The sequence below is a fragment of the Micromonospora sp. LOL_024 genome (assembly GCF_048060415.1).
Lineage (GTDB): Bacteria > Actinomycetota > Actinomycetes > Mycobacteriales > Micromonosporaceae > Micromonospora.
In genome coordinates this window covers 30,173-47,790 of sequence record NZ_JBHMIS010000034.1, presented here as the reverse complement: position 1 = coordinate 47,790, position 17,618 = coordinate 30,173, and the positions used below count along the sequence as shown (strand labels likewise).

The window sequence follows — 17,618 nt, the reverse complement described above, 5'->3', positions numbered from 1 at the left end:
TCCATATGCGCGTCGCCGTGCAGCACCGCTTCACCAAGCATGAACTTCGTCGTTGCCCACCGAACCGAGAGATCATCACGGAACTGGCGAAGAAATATACGGTCGCGGACATCGAGACCGGTGCCCGCCTCTAGCCGCTCTTCGAAATTGTCCAACGGCGACAGGTAGGGCAAAAGATCTGGCGGAACGGCAACAGCGTGTACCCGACGCAGGCACCTGGCGAGAGTAACCAAGTCGGCTGGCCGGCTATCGGGAAGGTACTCCCACAGCGACACCACGTATTGCCCGACGATGATTGGCTCCGGCCGCGCGGGGTGAACGACAGGCACCTGTCGCGAGGCCAGCCAGACAGCGACCTCGATTTCTTGGCGGGGGTTGCTGCCCTTGCCCGCCCTTGGTACCACCCGCGCCAGCACACCAGCGCTCGGCAGCAGGACCACACCGTTCTCGCCGACGCGCACCACCGTGGCGTCGTGAGCCGAAAGGCCCGCTCCGGTGGCTGCCGACGTCACCACGTCGATCGCCTCTTCCGCACGCACCCGACCATCCTCCCCTCGGCGCGGCCGAACCAGCTCGATGACGCCCCCTGCCAGCCTCGGCGTGCCTGTTCTAGACTCACGCGTTCTAGCTACGGCAGGCAGCGATCGCTCGACCCCGGCTACGGCAGCAACGCATCAGCGCATACCCGGCTGTGCGGTGTCGACTCGTTAAGGAGACGGCGTGGGCCGGCGAAGGCGAACACGCACATCTGTGCTCCTGGGCGAGATATCAGCCAGCTCGAAACCGGCCGGCGTGAGGTCTGCGGTGGCTGGCGCGATGGCCCCCGTCGGTGGGGTTCTCTTGACGGCGATCACGATCTCGTCGAAGCAGTCGAGGTTGTCGTGGAGTGCGCCGGCATGATGGGCTCCAACGGCCAGGATGGTTCGCGAGCCGGTGGCGTAGCAGGCTGACAGCCACGGTCGGAGATCAGTGCTTAGGTCGTCGGGCAGCGTGAAGTGTTCGGGCGCGTGACCGCCGGGGACGCCCTCCTCGATTGTCTTGTCGCTGAGCACGAGGTCTGTCCTGCTTCGCAGATCCGCGGCCAGTTGCTCGTTGACGAGCTGGCTGTCCTGTGTGTCGAAGGCGTAGGTCCAGATCAGGTAGGGACGGCGGCGGCGGGTGGCGGCGAGCCAGGGGCCGAGGACGGTGAGGGTCTCGTCGGGGATCACGTTGGTCTCGACGTCAATGCCGTGGGCGGTGAGCATGGCGGCGCCGCCGTCGCCTCGGGAGGTCGGGTCGAGGACGCTGATGACGACTCGGGTGATGCCGGCGTTGATGAGTTCCTGGCGGCAGGCCGGGGTGACGCCGATGTGGTTGCAGGGTTCGAGTGTGACGACGGCGGTGCCGCCTCGCGCTGCGGCGCCCGCTGTGCTGAGCGCGTTCACTTCGGCGTGGGCTTCTCCTTTGCGCCGGTGATAGCCGGCGCCGACAACGTCACCGTGGCGATCGAGGATGACGCAGCCGACGGGCGGGTTTGGGCTCGTGGTGCCCAAGCCGAACGACGATAGTGTGATCGCTTGCCGCATCGCGGCCAACTCGGCGTCGGATGCCATCAGGTGTCCTTCTTGAGGTCATCTAGGAAGGCGCGGACCTCTGGTAGTTGCTGGTGCACGTTGACTGCGGTGCCGAGGTGCGCGAGTTGATGCAGGAGTCGTCGTGATCCCGCCCGGCGCGCGATCGGCAAGGCGTGGTGTGCCGTCGTCGCAGCCTGCTCGGGTTGGTTCGCTGCGGCATGGGCCATTGCCTTGTTCAGCAGGGCGGAGGCGAAGTCCTGGCGATGCCGCCGCGGAATCGTAGGAAGCGCTTCGTCGATGACGCCGATGGCCTCCTGTGGCCGCTGCGCCAGTCGAAGACATGTCCCGCGGTGCACTTCGATGTAGCCGCTGGTGCAGTAGGAGCCGTGCTCGCCCTCTGGCTTTCCAGGGTGGCGGTCCGCTGCCCAGCGATGCGCGGCGTCCAGCAGGCGCAGCGCCGCGCGGTGCTCGCCTGTGGTGGCGAGGGAGTGCGCGTGCTGGACACGCAGCGCCGCCCGCATCGGGGCGGGGAGCTTCTGGTCGTAGAGTAGCGCCGCTTCGGCCTGCTCGACGGCCTGGGCGGGGTGTCCGCTGGTCAACCATTGTTGGCTGCTGCGGTAGGGGCCCAGGCGGTCATGGTGGGGTCAGCGATCTGGCCTGCCCAGGCGAGAGCCTGTCGTGTCCGGCGGTGGCCTGCGGCGTGGTCGTTGAGGGATTGGTGCAGCCAGGCGGCGGATTCGGCGTATTGGGCGGCGAGGCGGATGACGGCGGGGCGTAGCGCCTGGGGCACCTCGTTGGGAAGGTCCTCGATCGTCGTCAGTTGTCTGGTGACGCCCATCAGCGCGTACTCGGGGCCGAACATCTTGTCGTTCTGCACCAGGAGATGCCACTGTTCGCGCAACAGGTGGATGGTCTCGTCCCAACTGCCTGGTCGGGCCTCGATCGTCTCGACGGTGATGCCTGTTCCATCGCTTCGTCGAGGGCTGTAGAGATCGAGATCGGCATCGGTGGCGGCGCCAAGTACCTGACGCAGCGCTGCTCGCCGCGCTTGGCTGGGCCAGCGATGCTCGCCACGCTCTAGCTTGCCGACCCAACGGAAGTCGACGTAATGGGCGGTGACGTCACGGCCCACATAAATTCGGTCGAGCGCCGCGTTGACCGCATCGGCCAGCTCACTGCGGGACATGCACTGGCCAGGACGCATCGGCGAGGACAGGCGACGCCGGGCCTCACTGAGCGCGGTGTTCGGCCTGATCGTGGTGTCCGGATGACGAGGCACTGACTTCCCCTCTACCCAGCATGCCGACCCCTGCCGACTATGCCACCGGTTGTCTAGATCATCCAGCTCTGACGTTGTCACGCCTCGTAGCGACACGGATCACCGCGAAGTCGGACCGCAAGTCGGTATTCCCCTGCTGTTCACGATGGGTGATCGTGTGAGGCGTATTCGGTGAGGTTCCGGCAAGGAGCTTCCCATGCTCCGATCATCGTCACGGAGAGCAACGTCGCTGCTCGACGCGCAGCGGTAGTCAATCAAGTAGCTGAGGTGGGAACACATGACGACCACAAGCGAGCAGCGTGTCCAGGATCCCGCAGTGTTACGTGCGGCGATGGTGTCGGAGTTGCGCGAGGACACCATCGCGTCGGAGGCCGTGGCCGCTGCGTTCTCGGTCGTGCCCCGTCACCTGTTCGCACCGGGCGAGCAGCTGGAGGTGGTGTACGAGGCGAACACTCCGTTGGTGACGAAGACCGGTCCGGATGGCACGGCGCTCAGCTCCGTCTCGGCGGCGCACATTCAGGCGGTGATGCTGGAGCAGGCCGAGATCGAGCCGGGGATGCGGGTGCTGGAGATCGGGTCGGGTGGGTACAACGCGGCCTTGATCGCGGAGCTCGTCGGTGCTGAGGGTTCGGTGACGTCGGTGGACATCGACCCGGAGATCGCTGCGCGGGCCCGTGTCTGCCTGCGGTCGGCCGGCTATGAGCGGGTGCGGGTGTTACAGGCCGACGCCGAGTACGGCGTGGCGGAGCACGCGCCGTATGACCGGATCATCGTCACGGTGGGTGCGTGGGACATCCCGCCGGCTTGGATCGAGCAGCTGTCGGAGCGAGGCCGGATCGTCGTGCCGTTGCGGTTCGCCGGGCTGTCGCGGTGTATCGCGTTCGATCGGTCTGGGCCCGGGCTGGTGAGCCACAGTTATTGCCTTGGTGGGTTCGTGCCGATGCAGGGCGAGGGCAGCTTCGCCGAGACGCTGGTGCCCATCAACGGTGAGGCGACGCTGCGCCTCGACGGCCCGGACCCGGGCTTCGACGTGCCGGCGCTGCGCGCGGCGATGCATGGGCCGCGGATCGAGCGGTGGTCCGGGGCGGCGTTCGACCTACCTGACGAGCTGGAGTTGTTCGTGGTGACCAGCGCGCGGCAGGTGCCGTTCTTGTTCGCCAGCCAGCAACTCGTGGACCAAGGGGTCTTCACTCCGGCGGTGACCTACGGGGCGGCGGTGCTGGTCGAGGGTGGCAGTTTCGCCTACCGGACGAAGCGCGAGAACGAGGACACCGGCGGGTGGGAGAGCGGTGTCTTCGCATACGGGCCGCGTGCTGAGGCGGTCGCCGAGCGGTACGTGGCGCTGCTGCGCCGTTGGGCGACGCAGTACCGCCGCCGCGGCGCCGCCCGTATCGAGTACCTGCCCACGACCGCAGTCGGTGCCGCCCCTGCGGGGTGGTATGCGCCGAAGCGACACGGCGTCGTCGCGGTGTCCTGGCCCTGACAGCTACCGGCGCCTCGCCCGGGGCGCCGGAGGTATCCACAACCCCTCGAAGGAGGCTGTCGTGTCGATCATGACGGAGGAGAGGACTGTCTCGCCGGTACCACCTGCGGTGGACGGGCGGACCGGCGAGTTCGGTCCGGATGACTGGGAGCTGGACGTCACGTTCGTCGAGTCCGGTGAGGGCGTCGACAAGCTGATTTACATGACCAACGACGGGTGCGGCAAGACCTGCCAGTCGGCGTGTAGCACGACCTGTCCGAAGTAGGGCGAGGCCCAGGGGCGTCTGGTCGCGCGGTTGGTGCCGTGCGGCCAGGCGCTCCACCCGTGAGGGAGGACGTGTGTACCGGCATCTGGACGCCGTGGTGGTGCGTGCCGCAGTGTGCCCTTCAGTTCGTTTGTTTGTCGGTTGGCCGGACCTGACCGGGTCGGGGGCCGGTGCGGCGTCGTGGCGGCCGTGGTTGCGGCAGGTCCTCGCGGTGCCGGAGTTCGCCGCCGCGCTGGAGCAGGCCAGCCCGGTACTCATCGAACGCGTTCGCGCGGTCTGCGGTGGCCGGACGATGGGTGAGCGTGAGACGCGTCGAGTGGTGGTGTCGGTCTTGCGATACCTGCTGCGGGCCTGCGGGCGGGCAACGCCATACGGGCTGTTCGCCGGGGTCGCCGCCGCCCGCCTGGCGCCGACCACAGCGGTCCGGGTCGGTGACGGGCACCGGGCGGTGGCGCGGGTGCGTGCCCAGTGGTTGGCGGTCCTGGTCGACCGCGTCGAGTCCGATCCGATGGTTCGGCCGTACCTGACCGTTCGCGCCAACAACCTGCTGACCTGTCGCGACGGCCGCATCGTGCTGGGTTACCGTCCCCACCAGGCTCCGGGCGAGGCGCTCACCCAGGTGCATGTGCGCGCTACCGGTCCGGTGCGTGCCGCGCTGGCTGCGGCTGGGGATCCGATCCGGCTGGACGATCTGGCGGACAAGCTCGCCACCGATCATGCTGTCGCCGCCAGCACAGTGCGTGCGCTGTTGGCGAAGATGGTGTCGCAGCGGCTCCTGCTGACCGCGCTACGGCCACCGACCACGTCCACCGACCCGCTGTCCGCCGTCATCACGGGACTCGACCAGGTGTTGACCGGCGTCGACGACAACAGCGTTGGCCACGACGCACTCGTCCAGGCGCGGACCATGCGCGACGGGCTGCGCGCCCTGGTCAAGCAAGTCACACGACACGATGCGACCCCGAGCGGGGCCACCGGGCAGCAGCGTGACCGGCTTGCCACGACGATGGCTGCTCTGCATCCCGCAGACGAGCCACCGGTGGCGGTCGATCTGCGGCTGGACGTCGACCTACGGCTTCCCGACGCTGTCGCGGTGGAGGCCGCGGCAGCCGCTGGCGTACTCGTGCGCCTCGCCGCTGTCGAACGGGCGGGATGGGCGGCGTGGCACCGCCGTTTCCTGGAACGCTACGGGCCGCGCGCGCTGGTCCCGGTCCGCGATGTGGTGGACGCCGATGTCGGCCTCGGGTTCCCCGCCGGCTACCAGGATGCCCCGCCCGCGCCACCGGTGGCCCTGACCGAGCGGGATCGGAAGCTGCTGGCCCTGGCTCAGGGGGCGGCGCTACGGCGTCAGCGCGAGGTCGTGCTCGACGATGCCTTGATCCGCAACCTGTCCGGAGGGGTTTCGATCACCGGGGTGCAGCCCAGCACGGAGCTGACCGTCAGTGTTCAGGCCCGCACCGCTCAGGACCTCGATGAGGGCGAGTTCCGGCTCGCGGTCGTCGGCGTGTCCCGCAACGCAGGCACCACCACCGGCCGGTTCCTCGACATCCTCGGGCCAACGGACCGGCAGCGAATCGCCGGACAGTACGCGGCGGTGCCCACGGCAACTCGCGGTGCGCTGCTCGCGCAGGTGTCGGCGGTGACCCCGTACACGATCACCGAGGACGTCGCCCGCGCCCCGCAGGTGATGCCGCACGCCATCACGCTCGGGGAGTACCACGACAACGCCTCCTGGCGGATTGCGGTAGACGACATCGCGGTCACCGCCGACGCCGACCGCGTGTATCTGGTGTCGGTGTCCCGGCGTTGTGTGGTGGAGCCGGTCGTGCTCAACGCTGTCGAGCAGACGCACTACACCCTGCCGATCGTGCGGTTCCTCGCCGAAGCTCCCGTCGCCTTCACCGTGCCGTGTAGTGCCGTCGATTGGGGTGCCGCGAACGGTCTGCCGTTCCTGCCCGCCCTGCGCTACCGGCGGACCATCCTGTCGCCGGCGCGCTGGCTGCTTTCCGCCAGCACCCTGCCCAACTCCGACATCAAATGGCGGAAGTGGAGCCAGGCCCTGGCCTCGTGGCGTGACGCGGTCGCCTGCCCGCAGACGGTGTACCTCGGTGACGGCGACCAGCGCATCAGCCTGGACCTGGCCGAGCCCGCGCACCAGGCGCTGCTCCGCGACCACCTGAACCGCCGGGCGACAGCGCTACTGCGGGCCGCACCGCCACAGGACGCCGCCGGGTGGATCGGCGGCCATGCACACGAGGTCGTCATTCCCCTCGCGGCCACGGGCGATCCGGCGCCCCCGCCGCGGCTGCTCGCCACCACACCGGTGGTGAACGTCCGCGAGCACGGGCACCTCCCCGACACGGATGGTCGCCTCTACCTCAAGCTGTACGGTCACCCGGACCGGCAGACCGCCATCCTCACCCGGCACTTACCGACCCTTCTGAACCGGCTCGGCCCCCACGCTCGATGGTGGTTCCTCCGCTACGGCGACCCCGACCCACACCTGCGTCTGCGACTCACCGGCGATTCCTTCCATGGTCTGGTGGGCGAGTGGGCGCAGCACCTTCGCCGCGCTGGCCTGATCGCCCGGGTGCAGGTTGACACCGACTACCCGGAGACGGCCCGCTTCGGCGGACCCACCGCCACCACCACAGCCGAGGAGGTGTTCGCCGCCGACTCGGCGGCTGCCCTCACGCAACTTACCGTCAGCGACCGCCACCAGGAAGCTGACGCTCGTGCGGTGACCGCTGCGAGCTTGGTGGACATCACCACCGCCTTCATCGGGGACACGGTCGGGGGTTTGCGGTGGCTGATCGACCACATCCGTCCGCACCAGCCCGCTCCGCCCCGCGAGGTCTACCAGCGTGCCGTCCAGTTGGCTAACCCCGACCAGTCCGGCCTGGCAGAGCTGTCGGGCGGTGAAGAGCTCCGCGCTCGGTGGGGCCTTCGCCGCCAAGCCCTGTCCGCCTATCGTGACACCCTGCGGACCCTCCCGGACGGCCCCGACAGCCTGCTGCCCGATCTCCTGCATCTGCACCACACCCGCATGATCGGACCTGACCCGGACAGCGAACGCATCTGCCTGCACCTGGCCCGCGCCGCCGCGCTGAGCTGGACCACGCGCGCACGGAGCCACCCATGACCACACCACACCCGGCCGCGCTGGCGGCGGCCACGGCAACCGCCGAGGCGCTGGCCGCCCCACAGGCCATCCAACGCGAGTCCTTGAATAGGAGGGCCAGGCCACAGTCCCTCGCCGGCGGCGCGGTCGGCATCGCCCTGCTGCACATCGAACGCGCCCGCGCCGGCCGCGGCGACGACGCTGCTGCCCACACCTGGCTGAAACGCGCCGCCTCCCAGCCCATCAGCGCAGGCGGCAACGCCAACCTGTTCCACGGCGCGCCTGCCCTCGGCTTCGCCCTGCACGCCGCCGGCACCACCCGGTACCGGCGCACTCTGTCCGCGATCGACGACACCACGATCGCGCTCACCCGCACCCGGCTGGCCACCGCCCACGCCCGCATCAACCGCGGCGAACCACTACTGATGCGCGAGTTCGACCTGATCCACGGCCTAACCGGACTCGGCGTCTACCACCTGCACCGCCACCCCGCCCACCCCGTCACCCGCGACGTGCTCGGCTACCTGGTCCGCCTCACCCACCCTTTCCCCCGCCGCACCAGTCCCGAAGGGTTGCCGCCGTGGTGGCTGCCCGTGGGATTGTCTGGCGAGCCCCACCCGAACTACCCGCACGGGCACGGCAACATCGGGGTCGCCCACGGCATCAGCGCGATCATCGCGCTGCTGTCCCTCGCCGTCCTGCACGACGTTCCCGGCGTCGGCATCCGCGACGCACTCGCCCGGCTCTGCGCCTGGACCGACGAATGGCGCCGAGACGACAGCACGGGTCCCTGGTGGCCCGGCTACCTCACCATCGACCACGCCCGCCGCCTCACACCACCCCAACGCCCCCGACCCTCCTGGTGCTACGGCATCGCCGGCACCGCCCGCGCCCAACACCTGGCCGGCATCGCCCTCGACGATCCCACCCGCCAAACAGCAGCGGAAAACGCGATGCTCGCCGCACTACGCGATCCCACTCAACGGGCCCTGCTCCCCGGAATCGGCCTGTGCCACGGAAAAGCCGGCCTGCTCCAGTCCGCCTTTCGCATGGCCGTCGACGCTCGCAGCCCCGCCCTGGCCGCCGAACTGCCCGACCTCGCAGCTCATCTCGCCACCCAGCTGACCCAACACATGACCGACCCCGAACTCATGGACGGAGCCGCCGGAGCCGCCCTCGCACTGCACGCTGTCGGCACCGGCGCCACGCCCGCATCTGCCTGGGACGCAGTCCTCCTCCTGGCCTGACCGCACACCCCCGCCCACGATGCAAGGACAGGGACAGCCGTGATACCCCCACCCTGGCTTCAGATCACCATCGAACTATCCAACCCGGCCCAGGCCGACGACATCGCCGTCGCTCACCTGGCGCCCATGCTCACCAAGGCGGAGGCCGAGAAGCTCATCACCGCCTGGTTCTTCATCCGCAAGACACCCCAATGGCGGCTGCGCTACCTCCCCGCCACAATGCAGGCGCGAATCCACCTGCTCGACCGCTTACACACACTCGAACGCGACCAGCTCATCGCCACAGCGGTCGAAGTCGTGTACGAGCCGGAAACCCGCGCCTTCGGTGGCACCCCGGCGATGACCGTGGCGCACCGGCTGTGGCACGCCGACAGCCGACACGTCCTGGACTACCTCGCCACTACCGCAGCAGACCCCACCGCCCGGCGCCGGCGAGAACTCGCGATCCTGCTCACCAGCACGCTGCTACGCGCCGCCGGCCTGGACTGGTACGAACAAGGCGACGTCTGGCACAGGGTCGCCGACCACCGACCACCACCTGACGCACCCGACCCCAACACCATCCCGGCACTGCACGCCGCCCTTCGAAAGCTGATGGGCACCGACCTCACCACCGTCACCACGCCAGGTACGCCCAGGGCCGCCACTGCCGGCTGGGCCGCAGCGTACGCCGCCGCCGGCCACGACCTGGCTCACCTCGCCGCCGCAGGTCGCCTCCATCGCGGGCTACGCGACGTCATGGCACACCACATCATCTTCGCGATGAACAGGCTCGGCCTGTCCTCCACCACCCAAGCCATCCTTGCCACCAACGCCGCCACCGCCATCTTCGGCCCCGACCCCAACCACCCAGCCCACGACCCGAAACCCCTGCCGCACACCGCCGACAGCTACGGAAGCCGGTAGCTGATATGGACGCCACCACAGCGCAAGCCCGAAGATTCCCCCTCGTCGCCCGGCCCCGACCCTGCTGCACCCCGCTCCCCGAACGCGTCGCCGACATCAGCCGCCGCGCTGCCGCCGCGTCCCGAGATCACGATGCCGCCGCCGCGTCAGCCGTGTTCAACCTCGCCGCGCTGCTGGCCTCCGACTGCGGGCTACCCAACCTGGCCCGCCAATGGTCAACACGTCTGGCCCGCGCCGCGCTCGCTCACCCTCCACAGGACTTCCGGACCGCAAGCCACAGCCTGGAGCCCATCATCAACCTCGCGCGACTGCGCACCCGCGCCGCAGACGGCACCGGCGCCTGGACAATCCTCCAACAGCTCTACCGGGCCGTCACCAACCGCACCGACACCAGCATCGACGGCATCACCGTCCCCGCCTCCCGCCTGGCACCCGACCGCAGCGAACACCGAGAACTCCGCCGCTGGCTGTGGGCGGTCCTGCTCTCCAGCGGCGCGCACGCCCTAGCCGTCGCCGGACGATGGGACGACGCCTACCACCAACTTCACCGGCACCACGGCATCGGCCGCCGCATGCTCGACGGCCGGCAGATCGCCGTCATCGCCCACACTCTCGCCGGCAGGCACAGCCACGCAATGACCCTGCTACGCGACACCAAGCCCGGCGAACCCTGGGAACACGCTGTCACCTGCCGCCTTGTCCTGATCTGCCAGCAGGGCGCCACCAGTAGCAGGCAGCGCGACCAGGCCGTGCGCGCCTACCAAGCACTGAACCCCGCCGCAGAGGGCCTAGCCGTGTTCCACACCCGCCTCGGGCTCTCCCTCATCGACGCCCTCGGCAGCATCCACCAGCCAGCAGCACAACCCATCGCCACTGACCTCATCAAGCGGGCCGCTGGGGACGGATACACAGCCCGAGACCTCCTCACCCACCCCGCCTGCCGCAGCCTCCTCACACCACGCCAGGCCGCGCAGCTCACGGACGTCGTCACCGCCTGCGGACTCGACACCGGCACCATCCCGACACCCCTGCTCACCGAACTCGCCCACGCGCTCGACACCGCCGAAGACACCCTCACCAGCACTTCCCCCGACACCAACCCCATCCACCCGCACCAAGCCCCGGGCTGATCGCCGCCGTGCAGCGCCTGGTCACCGCCACCGACGACACGACGCACAACCCATTACGCGCCGCCCCCGAATAGCGGAGGGTCCATGAGCAAGCAGACAAAGACCTCGGGTTCCTCGACCGGAACGGCGCACTGACCCGCGACCTGCGCGCCGTAGTGACCCACCACGTCCTGTTCCTGTTCAACCGCTCGCCACTCGGCCACTGCTACCTCGGCTGCTGGCCACGGCCGCCGGGCACATCACCTTCCACCACTCGTCCGACATCCCACCCGGCTATCAGCCTGCCGAGACGCTCCGAGTCACCGGGGCCGCCTGCGAAGGTCGACACGCCCTGGGCGACGACACGCGCGCTCCGGTCCACATCTGACCAGCTCCGGCGGCCGGTTCCGACGGGGATAGCGCTGAGGCGCCTGGCCCAGTAGTTCTTTGTTAGGCTACCGTGCCGCGGGTTGCCGATATTGGTGTGACTCGCATCGACAGCAGGTACGCCAATGAGAGTGGCATGCGAGTGCCGGTCGACTCGGGTCAGCAACGAGCATCGGGTGTCGACACCGCTGTCGGTGGCGTCGCGTGTAGCCCCTGCCGAAACTGGGATGCCCGAATGGCCTCACGTCCGAATAACGAACGCGTGACGAACGAAGCTGAGAGCGGCGGTGATGAAGTGTTGCCCGCGTTCCGGCCGGCGCGAAAGCCGCGACCGATCTTTGCTGGTACCGCCGCCCATCGCTTCCCGGAGCTACGCGCGCCGCGTGCGCATCTCGATCGGTTGCGCGTTCACCATCTCGACCTAGTGCGCCGCGTGCTTGAGGTCGACGGCGGTAAAGTTTACCTGCCGGATCTCTTGGTTATGTCGATGATGCAGCGGAGCTACGGCCTGGTGGAAGCGGTCGTTGACTGCGTTGACGGTTACAACTTGGCGGCGGCGGCTCCATTACTCCGGATGCAACTCGACACCCTCGTGCGGGCTTGCTACGTGGCGCATGTTCCGTTGGCCGACGACGTGGTCACAGCGATGCTAAAGGGGACCGAGTTCCGCAGGATGAAGGATGCCGACGGGAAGCCGCTGACCGACGCGCGCCTGATCGAGCTTGCGGCGCCGCATCACCCGTGGCTTCCGCCGGTCTACAAAGAAACGTCAGGCTGGGTGCACCTCTCTCTCAATCATCTCCGCGCCACATGGCAGATTACCGGCGACCAGATCAGCTCTGGCGTTCCGCTCCGGCCCGACGTAATCCCCGGGAAGCTCTGGTTGGAGTTGCTGGAGGCGATGACCACGGCGACCGAGCAACTCTTTGGCTACGTCGAGATGTGGGAGAGCCGGAAGGGGCTACCGCTCGGGCAGGCGCGAGGATGGCCGGATGCTGAGCCTGAACCGAGCGCCAGATACAGATCTTGAATGGTCAGGTTCGTCCGATGTGGTCTGTGTGACGGCTTGGGGCTGGGGTAGATCGGTGGGATGAGGTATCCCGATGGAGGTGGGTTGTCCGCGCGGGGGCGGGCGAAGCGTGAGGTGGTACGGCGGGAGGCGGCGGGGTGGTTCGCCGAGGGTGTGTCGGTGCCGGAGGTCGCGCGTCGGCTGCGGGTGTCGCAGACCGCGGTGTATGGCTGGCGTAAGCGGTGGCGGGCCGGTGGTGAGCAGGCTCTGGCTTCGAAGGGGCCTGGTGGGTCTCGGTGTCGGCTGGATGAGGGCCGGTTGCGGCGGCTGGCCGACGCCCTGGAGCAGGGTCCGGCGGCGCACGGGTTCGGTAGTGATCAGCGGTGGACCCTGGCGCGGGTGTCGGATCTGATCGCTCGGATGTTCCGCACCCGGTACACGCTGCGCGGGACGGCGAACATCATGTACCGGTTGGGTTGGTCGGTGCAGGTCTCCGCGCATCGTGCGGTCGAGCGGGACGAGGCCGCGATCATCTCGTGGCGGCGGGAGACGTGGCCGGCGGGAAAACGGTAGCGGCGCAGCGGCAGGCGTGGCTGGTCTTCGAAGACGAGGCCGGTCAAACGCTGCGCCCACCGAAGGCACCGCCGTCGGCTTGTCCACCACCTCGTGACGCCCTGGCCGCGTCGTGTGCCCCGGGCCAGAGCCCGGCCACTACCGTCGGTCCCCTACAGTCCGTTTCGTTCCATCGACCTGGAGCCGAAGATCCATGCCTGTGCCGCTCATCGACATTCCCGCCGACCTGCTCGCCGAGCTCCGCCGCGTGCGCGCCGGTGCCGACGACGATCGCGACGCCGCGCCGTCGGCGCTAGGTCTGCGCCCCCTCGCGGGAGGCATGCAAAACGACCTCTACCTGTGGACATCCCCGCACAACGACGACGTGGTGATCAAGCTGTACGTCAAGACCGACCGGCAGCGCGTGCAGAGGGAATGGACGGCCCTGACCCTGCTCGCCCCACACAGCCTCGGCACCGTCCCCGCCCCGTTGTGGCTCGACGAGACACCGATCGAGCCCGCGATCGGCATGACCCGGCTCCACGGCCAGCCGCTGATGAAGGCCGAGGACCAGCTTTCCACTCTGCGCGCCCTTGCGCACACCACCACGCAGCTGCAGGCCGTGCCCCTGAGCGGACTGCTGGCCGAACTTCCCCGGATCGACACAGGCGAGCACTACATGATCCGACTGACGCAGGCGTGGCCGGAGCTGCTGGCCGACCAGCCCGACGACCCACTCACCCCCGACATGCAGCGCCTGCTGGCGCTCTGGCAGCGCAGCGGAGACGCGGACCTGGTCACGGCGCCAGCCACACCGGTACTGTCCCGCGGTGATGCGAACCTGCTCAACTGGATGATGACCAACGACGGCATGGCCGCCTGCGTCGACTTCGAGTACGCCGGGTTCAGCAACGTTGCCTTCGACGCCGCCGACCTCATCGAGCACATCTCCGGCCGCGCGGTCCCAGACAGCATCTGGACCCAACTGCTGCCCGACCTCGGCGTCACCGACACCAACCGACGCCAGTTCGCCGCGAACCAACGCACCTGCGCCCTGCGCTGGCTAGCGATCCTGTGGAAACAGCGCGACCGCCGCCGCGATGAGTTCACCGCCCAGCACGAGCGCGTAGAGATGTTCTACAGCAGCGCCAACCCCTACGCCTGACCTCCACCCTCAAGACTCGGCACCTGGCCGCCGATTCCAAACTGGTGGATCAGGCTTTGTCGCATATCCGCAAGATGTGGTCGCGGCATCCCACCGCCACACCGGGCCACTTACCGCCGTCAGCGGGTGGGAAGCTCTCTGGCTGCCGATGACAGGCTCCGGGCTGCCCGCGGCAGTGGCGGATTCGCTGGACCTTCACGCGATCCAGGTCTGGGGGAGGATCATCGAATCGCTGCGCGGCGACCCGGGTCAGGCGATCAAGGTGGCCCGTGCCTTCCGAGCGTGCCGTCGTCGCGCCGTCCGGCTGTTGCCGGGCGTCGAGTGCGGCTTGGAGCTGCTCGGGCGGAAGCACAGGCTATGGGTGGCGACCAACGGTCTACCCGCTCAGCAGCGCATGAAGATCGCAGTCACCGGGCTGGAGGCGCTTCTCGACCGGGTCATGATCTCTGGTGAGGTCGGGGTAACGAAGGCAGAGCCCGGGTTTGCTGCGGCAGTCAGGCGATCACTACGCCCAAGGACGGGCAGCAAGTCTGTCTAATCGTCGGCGACAGCGCCAGCCAAGACCTGCGTCTGGCGGGCAACGGCGGTTGGCCGGCAGCACACATATGCCCGGAAGGCGAGTGCGCCGTCGACACACCTCGTGGCGTCGCCGTGACTCATGCGCCGTCGATTGCGCAGGTGAGCGTGCGCTGCGACTGCTGACCATTTGTGCATCGAGTCGCCCGCTGTTACCTTCGCTCGCCACTCGACGAGCTGAGCAGTTCGGCCGCATTGTGGTTTGGGTATCTGCTAGATCAGTGGTGGTGCCGGCGGCTTCACACGTCGTAGGCCCTCACGCTACCGCCGCCCGCTCGCCGTATCACAGGTGATGCCGGCCGACATGCTCCCGACATAGGCGGGCACACACGCGCGGCGATTTGTTGTTGTGGATCTTCGCCTGTGCCGGGTGTCTCCTCCCCCACGATGGTGCAGGTGAGGGGCGCTCAGGGCTGGCGGGGGCGGTGAATCCGGTTCGACGCGAGGCCGGGGCGACGGAGGCCCTGTGCTGCGCCGGCCGGTCGCGCCGATGCTCGCCGCGCCCGCCGATCAGGTGCCCGAAGGCCCGGGCCTTGTCCACGAGCCGAAGTGGGACGGGTGGAGGGCGATCGTCTTCCGCGAGGCCGACCGGGTGCACATCCAGAGCCGTGCCGGCCGGAACCTGAGCACCTACTTCCCAGATATTGCCCGCCTCGTGCGGGCGGCCGTCCCGCCGGGCGTCGTGTTGGACGGTGAGTTGATCGTGTGGGAGCGCGGGCGGACCAACTTCGCGCAGTTGCAGCGGCGAGTCACCGCAGGCCGGGGCCTTCTACGCCTGACCCGGCAGTGTCCGGCGCATTACGTGCTGTTCGACCTACTCGCCGACGACGGTCGGGTGATCCTGGACCTGCCGCTGTCGCAGCGGCGGGCCCGGCTGGAGCAACTGCTTGCCGAAGCGCCGCCCCAGCTCACCGTCACCCCACAGGCCACCGACATGGGACAGGTGTCGGAGTGGCTGACCCACTGGACCGTGGCAACGGGTATCGAGGGCGTGGTCAGCAAGCATTTGGACGGGCGGTACGAGCCGGGCCGGCGCGGCTGGTGGAAGTACCGGACCCGGATCACCACGGAGGCGATCGTCGGCGGGGTGACCGGTAACATCCGCCGGCCGGCCACGGTGCTCCTCGGTCGGTATGACCGGATGGGCCGTCTGCGCTATACCGGCCGCACTCATCCCCTCGACGGCAGGCAGCAGGCGGAGTTGGGCGGGCTGCTGTCGCCACTGCGTCCGCTGCAACGCAGCGGAGGGGCGGTCGTGCATCCGTGGCCGGTGCCGCTGCCCCCGACGTGGTCGGGCCAGCTTGATCAGCCAGAGCCGCTGCGGTACGTGCAGGTCGAGCCCACCGCCGTGGTGGAGATCGTGGCTGATGTGGCGTTTGAACACCAGCGGTGGCGGCACCGGGTGCGCTACGTCCGCGCTATGCCGCACCTGTCGGTGTATGACGTGCCGTTGCTGCTCGGGGAGGAGGAAGGCTACTTCGGCGATGCGTGACCGCCCGCCTACCTGGACGCCCATCGTGCAGACGGCGATGATCTGCGACAACGCCGCCGAGCAGTGGAAGAAAGACAACCCCCGACGGGGCACCGAGCGGACACCCGTGTGGTGTGAGGCGGATCAGAGCACCCCGACGCGGCCGGCGAATTCGCGCACACTTGGGAGGCTGTGACTGTTGCGGGAGAGCAGGTCGGCGGTGAGCTGCTGCGCCCAGGGCCGGAACCGGACCTCCTGTGGGGTGTCGCGCTCGGCGGCAAGCAGCGCCTGGAACGTGGCCTGCGGGCGACCGCGGCCGTGCAGCGCCAGGGCGGTGTCCTCCCAGTACCGGGCGCGGCGCTCCGGCGAGATGATCCGGGCCGGGTCGACCAGCCGCGCGTAGTCGACGGCGGTGCCGTAGTCGCCGAGGACCCGCGACACGCTGATCTTGTAGACGGCGAGGTCGAGCATGTTGAACCGGTCGTCCTTGATGCCGCTGGCCCGGCGGGCGGCGTCTTCGGCCTCGCCGAGCAGGGTCCAGGCGCCGTCGCGGTCGTCGCGCATCGCGGCGGTGTACGAGGCCGCAGCCAGCAGTTGCCCGTACAGGGCGCTGTGGGCGGCGTCGGGCAGGCCGGTGTCGGCCTGCAACGCTCGGGCGGCATCGAGCATCAGCTTTTGCGCGCCGTCGCGGTGCTGGGTGCGGCGCATGACGGTCGCGGCCAGCCTGCGCGCGTCGGCCAGCGCCATCGGGTCGTCGCCGCCACGGGCGGCCTGCACCGCCCGGTCGGCGGTGGCCCAGGCCATGCCGTTGTCGTGCAGCTTGATCAGCAGTTGGGTGGCAACGTTGTAGGCTTGGGCTAGGCGGCTGGCCGCCAGAGGCGCCTCGTCGACGGCGGCGGCGTCGCGGCCGGCGATGGCCTGGGCGAGCAGCCGAGGCAGGCGGCGGGCGAGCTGGGTGTAGCGGGTGGCCCGGAAGTCGGCGCGGGCGGCGGCCAGCTGCGCGGCCAGCTGATTGCCCGGAATCGGCGTAACGCTGACCCGCTCGAACAGCACGTCTTCGACGGTGTCCGCCAGGCCCTGCGCGGTCGCAGGCTGGTTCAGAGGCAGGACCATGGCCCCGGTCATCGCGGCGGCGGTCGTCGCGATCAGGTCGCGTCGGCGCATCGGGTCACCATCCTCATCGACACCTGTGCTCAGGCTATCCGTGCTGGTGTCGAAGGTCGATCGTGACAGCCCGAACAGGTACGCCGGGATGGCGAACACCTCGGCGAGGCGGCGAAGCTCACGCACGTCCCAGTGGCGGTTGCGCTTAGTCTCCATCCGACTCAGCGTCGAGGCGGAGAACCCGGCCAACGCGGCGGCCTCTTCCAGGTTCAGCCCGGCCGCTACTCGCGCGGTGCGCAGCACGGTGCCGTAGTCGCCGCTGCTGGCCGCCTGCGCGACGGCCGGCATCGTGGTCCACGCGGTCCAGGTGCTCATCCGGCACCTCCATCCA

General features: G+C 69.1%; 15 protein-coding genes. 10 read left to right on the top strand and 5 right to left on the bottom strand.

What is annotated here, in order from left to right:
• The 4 genes from ACFHWY_RS24060 to ACFHWY_RS24045 form a co-directional block, all read right to left on the bottom strand.
• Positions 1 to 539, bottom strand: a 539-nt coding sequence (locus ACFHWY_RS24060; RefSeq protein WP_416582520.1) for a phosphotransferase, incomplete at its 3' end; no start/stop codon positions are given.
• Between the two features lie 168 nt (positions 540 to 707).
• Positions 708 to 1,565 carry a bifunctional diaminohydroxyphosphoribosylaminopyrimidine deaminase/5-amino-6-(5-phosphoribosylamino)uracil reductase RibD gene (gene ribD / locus ACFHWY_RS24055; RefSeq protein WP_416582524.1) on the bottom strand — a complete coding sequence of 286 codons (858 nt, stop codon included), beginning with the start codon at positions 1,563 to 1,565 and terminating at the stop codon, positions 708 to 710.
• Positions 1,566 to 1,591: 26 nt separating this feature from the next.
• Positions 1,592 to 2,152 (bottom strand): hypothetical protein, encoded by a 561-nt coding sequence (locus ACFHWY_RS24050; protein ID WP_416582519.1) that lies wholly within the window; start codon positions 2,150 to 2,152, stop codon positions 1,592 to 1,594.
• Entirely contained in the window at positions 2,149 to 2,739 is a 591-nt protein-coding gene (locus ACFHWY_RS24045) for a hypothetical protein (protein ID WP_416582518.1), read from the bottom strand. Before ACFHWY_RS24045 ends, ACFHWY_RS24050 begins: the two co-directional genes overlap by 4 nt.
• Positions 2,740 to 3,109: 370 nt before the next feature.
• On the opposite strand from ACFHWY_RS24045, the gene fxlM reads away from it, so the two are divergent.
• The 10 genes from fxlM (at position 3,110) to ACFHWY_RS23995 (ending at position 16,144) form a co-directional block, all read left to right on the top strand.
• Positions 3,110 to 4,315 (top strand): methyltransferase, FxLD system, encoded by a 1,206-nt coding sequence (gene fxlM / locus ACFHWY_RS24040; protein ID WP_416582517.1) that lies wholly within the window; start codon positions 3,110 to 3,112, stop codon positions 4,313 to 4,315.
• Positions 4,316 to 4,385: 70 nt separating this feature from the next.
• Positions 4,386 to 4,580, top strand: a complete 195-nt coding sequence (locus tag ACFHWY_RS24035) for an FxLD family lanthipeptide (protein ID WP_416582523.1) — start codon at positions 4,386 to 4,388, stop codon at positions 4,578 to 4,580.
• A gap of 193 nt (positions 4,581 to 4,773) precedes the next feature.
• Complete coding sequence (locus ACFHWY_RS24030) at positions 4,774 to 7,722, top strand: lantibiotic dehydratase (protein ID WP_416582516.1); 2,949 nt, start codon at positions 4,774 to 4,776, stop codon at positions 7,720 to 7,722.
• Positions 7,719 to 8,948, top strand: a complete 1,230-nt coding sequence (locus ACFHWY_RS24025; protein WP_416582515.1) for a lanthionine synthetase C family protein — start codon at positions 7,719 to 7,721, stop codon at positions 8,946 to 8,948. The genes ACFHWY_RS24030 and ACFHWY_RS24025 overlap by 4 nt, the downstream gene beginning before the upstream one ends.
• Positions 8,949 to 8,987: 39 nt before the next feature.
• Positions 8,988 to 9,854, top strand: a complete 867-nt coding sequence (locus ACFHWY_RS24020) for a thiopeptide-type bacteriocin biosynthesis protein (protein ID WP_416582514.1) — start codon at positions 8,988 to 8,990, stop codon at positions 9,852 to 9,854.
• 5 nt (positions 9,855 to 9,859) lie between these two features.
• Positions 9,860 to 10,984 (top strand): hypothetical protein, encoded by a 1,125-nt coding sequence (locus ACFHWY_RS24015; RefSeq protein WP_416582513.1) that lies wholly within the window; start codon positions 9,860 to 9,862, stop codon positions 10,982 to 10,984.
• 628 nt (positions 10,985 to 11,612) lie between these two features.
• Positions 11,613 to 12,380 (top strand): hypothetical protein, encoded by a 768-nt coding sequence (locus tag ACFHWY_RS24010; protein WP_416582512.1) that lies wholly within the window; start codon positions 11,613 to 11,615, stop codon positions 12,378 to 12,380.
• Between the two features lie 84 nt (positions 12,381 to 12,464).
• The gene (locus ACFHWY_RS24005; protein WP_416582511.1) at positions 12,465 to 12,932 is read left to right on the top strand and encodes a winged helix-turn-helix domain-containing protein; all 468 of its coding nucleotides are present in this window, start codon (positions 12,465 to 12,467) and stop codon (positions 12,930 to 12,932) included.
• Positions 12,933 to 13,125: 193 nt separating this feature from the next.
• Positions 13,126 to 14,076: a phosphotransferase family protein gene (locus tag ACFHWY_RS24000; protein ID WP_416582510.1), complete on the top strand. Its 951-nt coding sequence runs from the start codon at positions 13,126 to 13,128 to the stop codon at positions 14,074 to 14,076.
• Positions 14,077 to 15,118: 1,042 nt separating this feature from the next.
• The gene (locus ACFHWY_RS23995) at positions 15,119 to 16,144 is read left to right on the top strand and encodes an ATP-dependent DNA ligase (RefSeq protein WP_416582509.1); all 1,026 of its coding nucleotides are present in this window, start codon (positions 15,119 to 15,121) and stop codon (positions 16,142 to 16,144) included.
• Positions 16,145 to 16,267: 123 nt separating this feature from the next.
• Here the strand turns inward: ACFHWY_RS23995 and ACFHWY_RS23990 are convergent, their stop codons facing one another.
• The gene (locus ACFHWY_RS23990) at positions 16,268 to 17,602 is read right to left on the bottom strand and encodes a helix-turn-helix domain-containing protein (RefSeq protein ID WP_416582508.1); all 1,335 of its coding nucleotides are present in this window, start codon (positions 17,600 to 17,602) and stop codon (positions 16,268 to 16,270) included.
• Positions 17,603 to 17,618 lie beyond the last annotated feature (16 nt).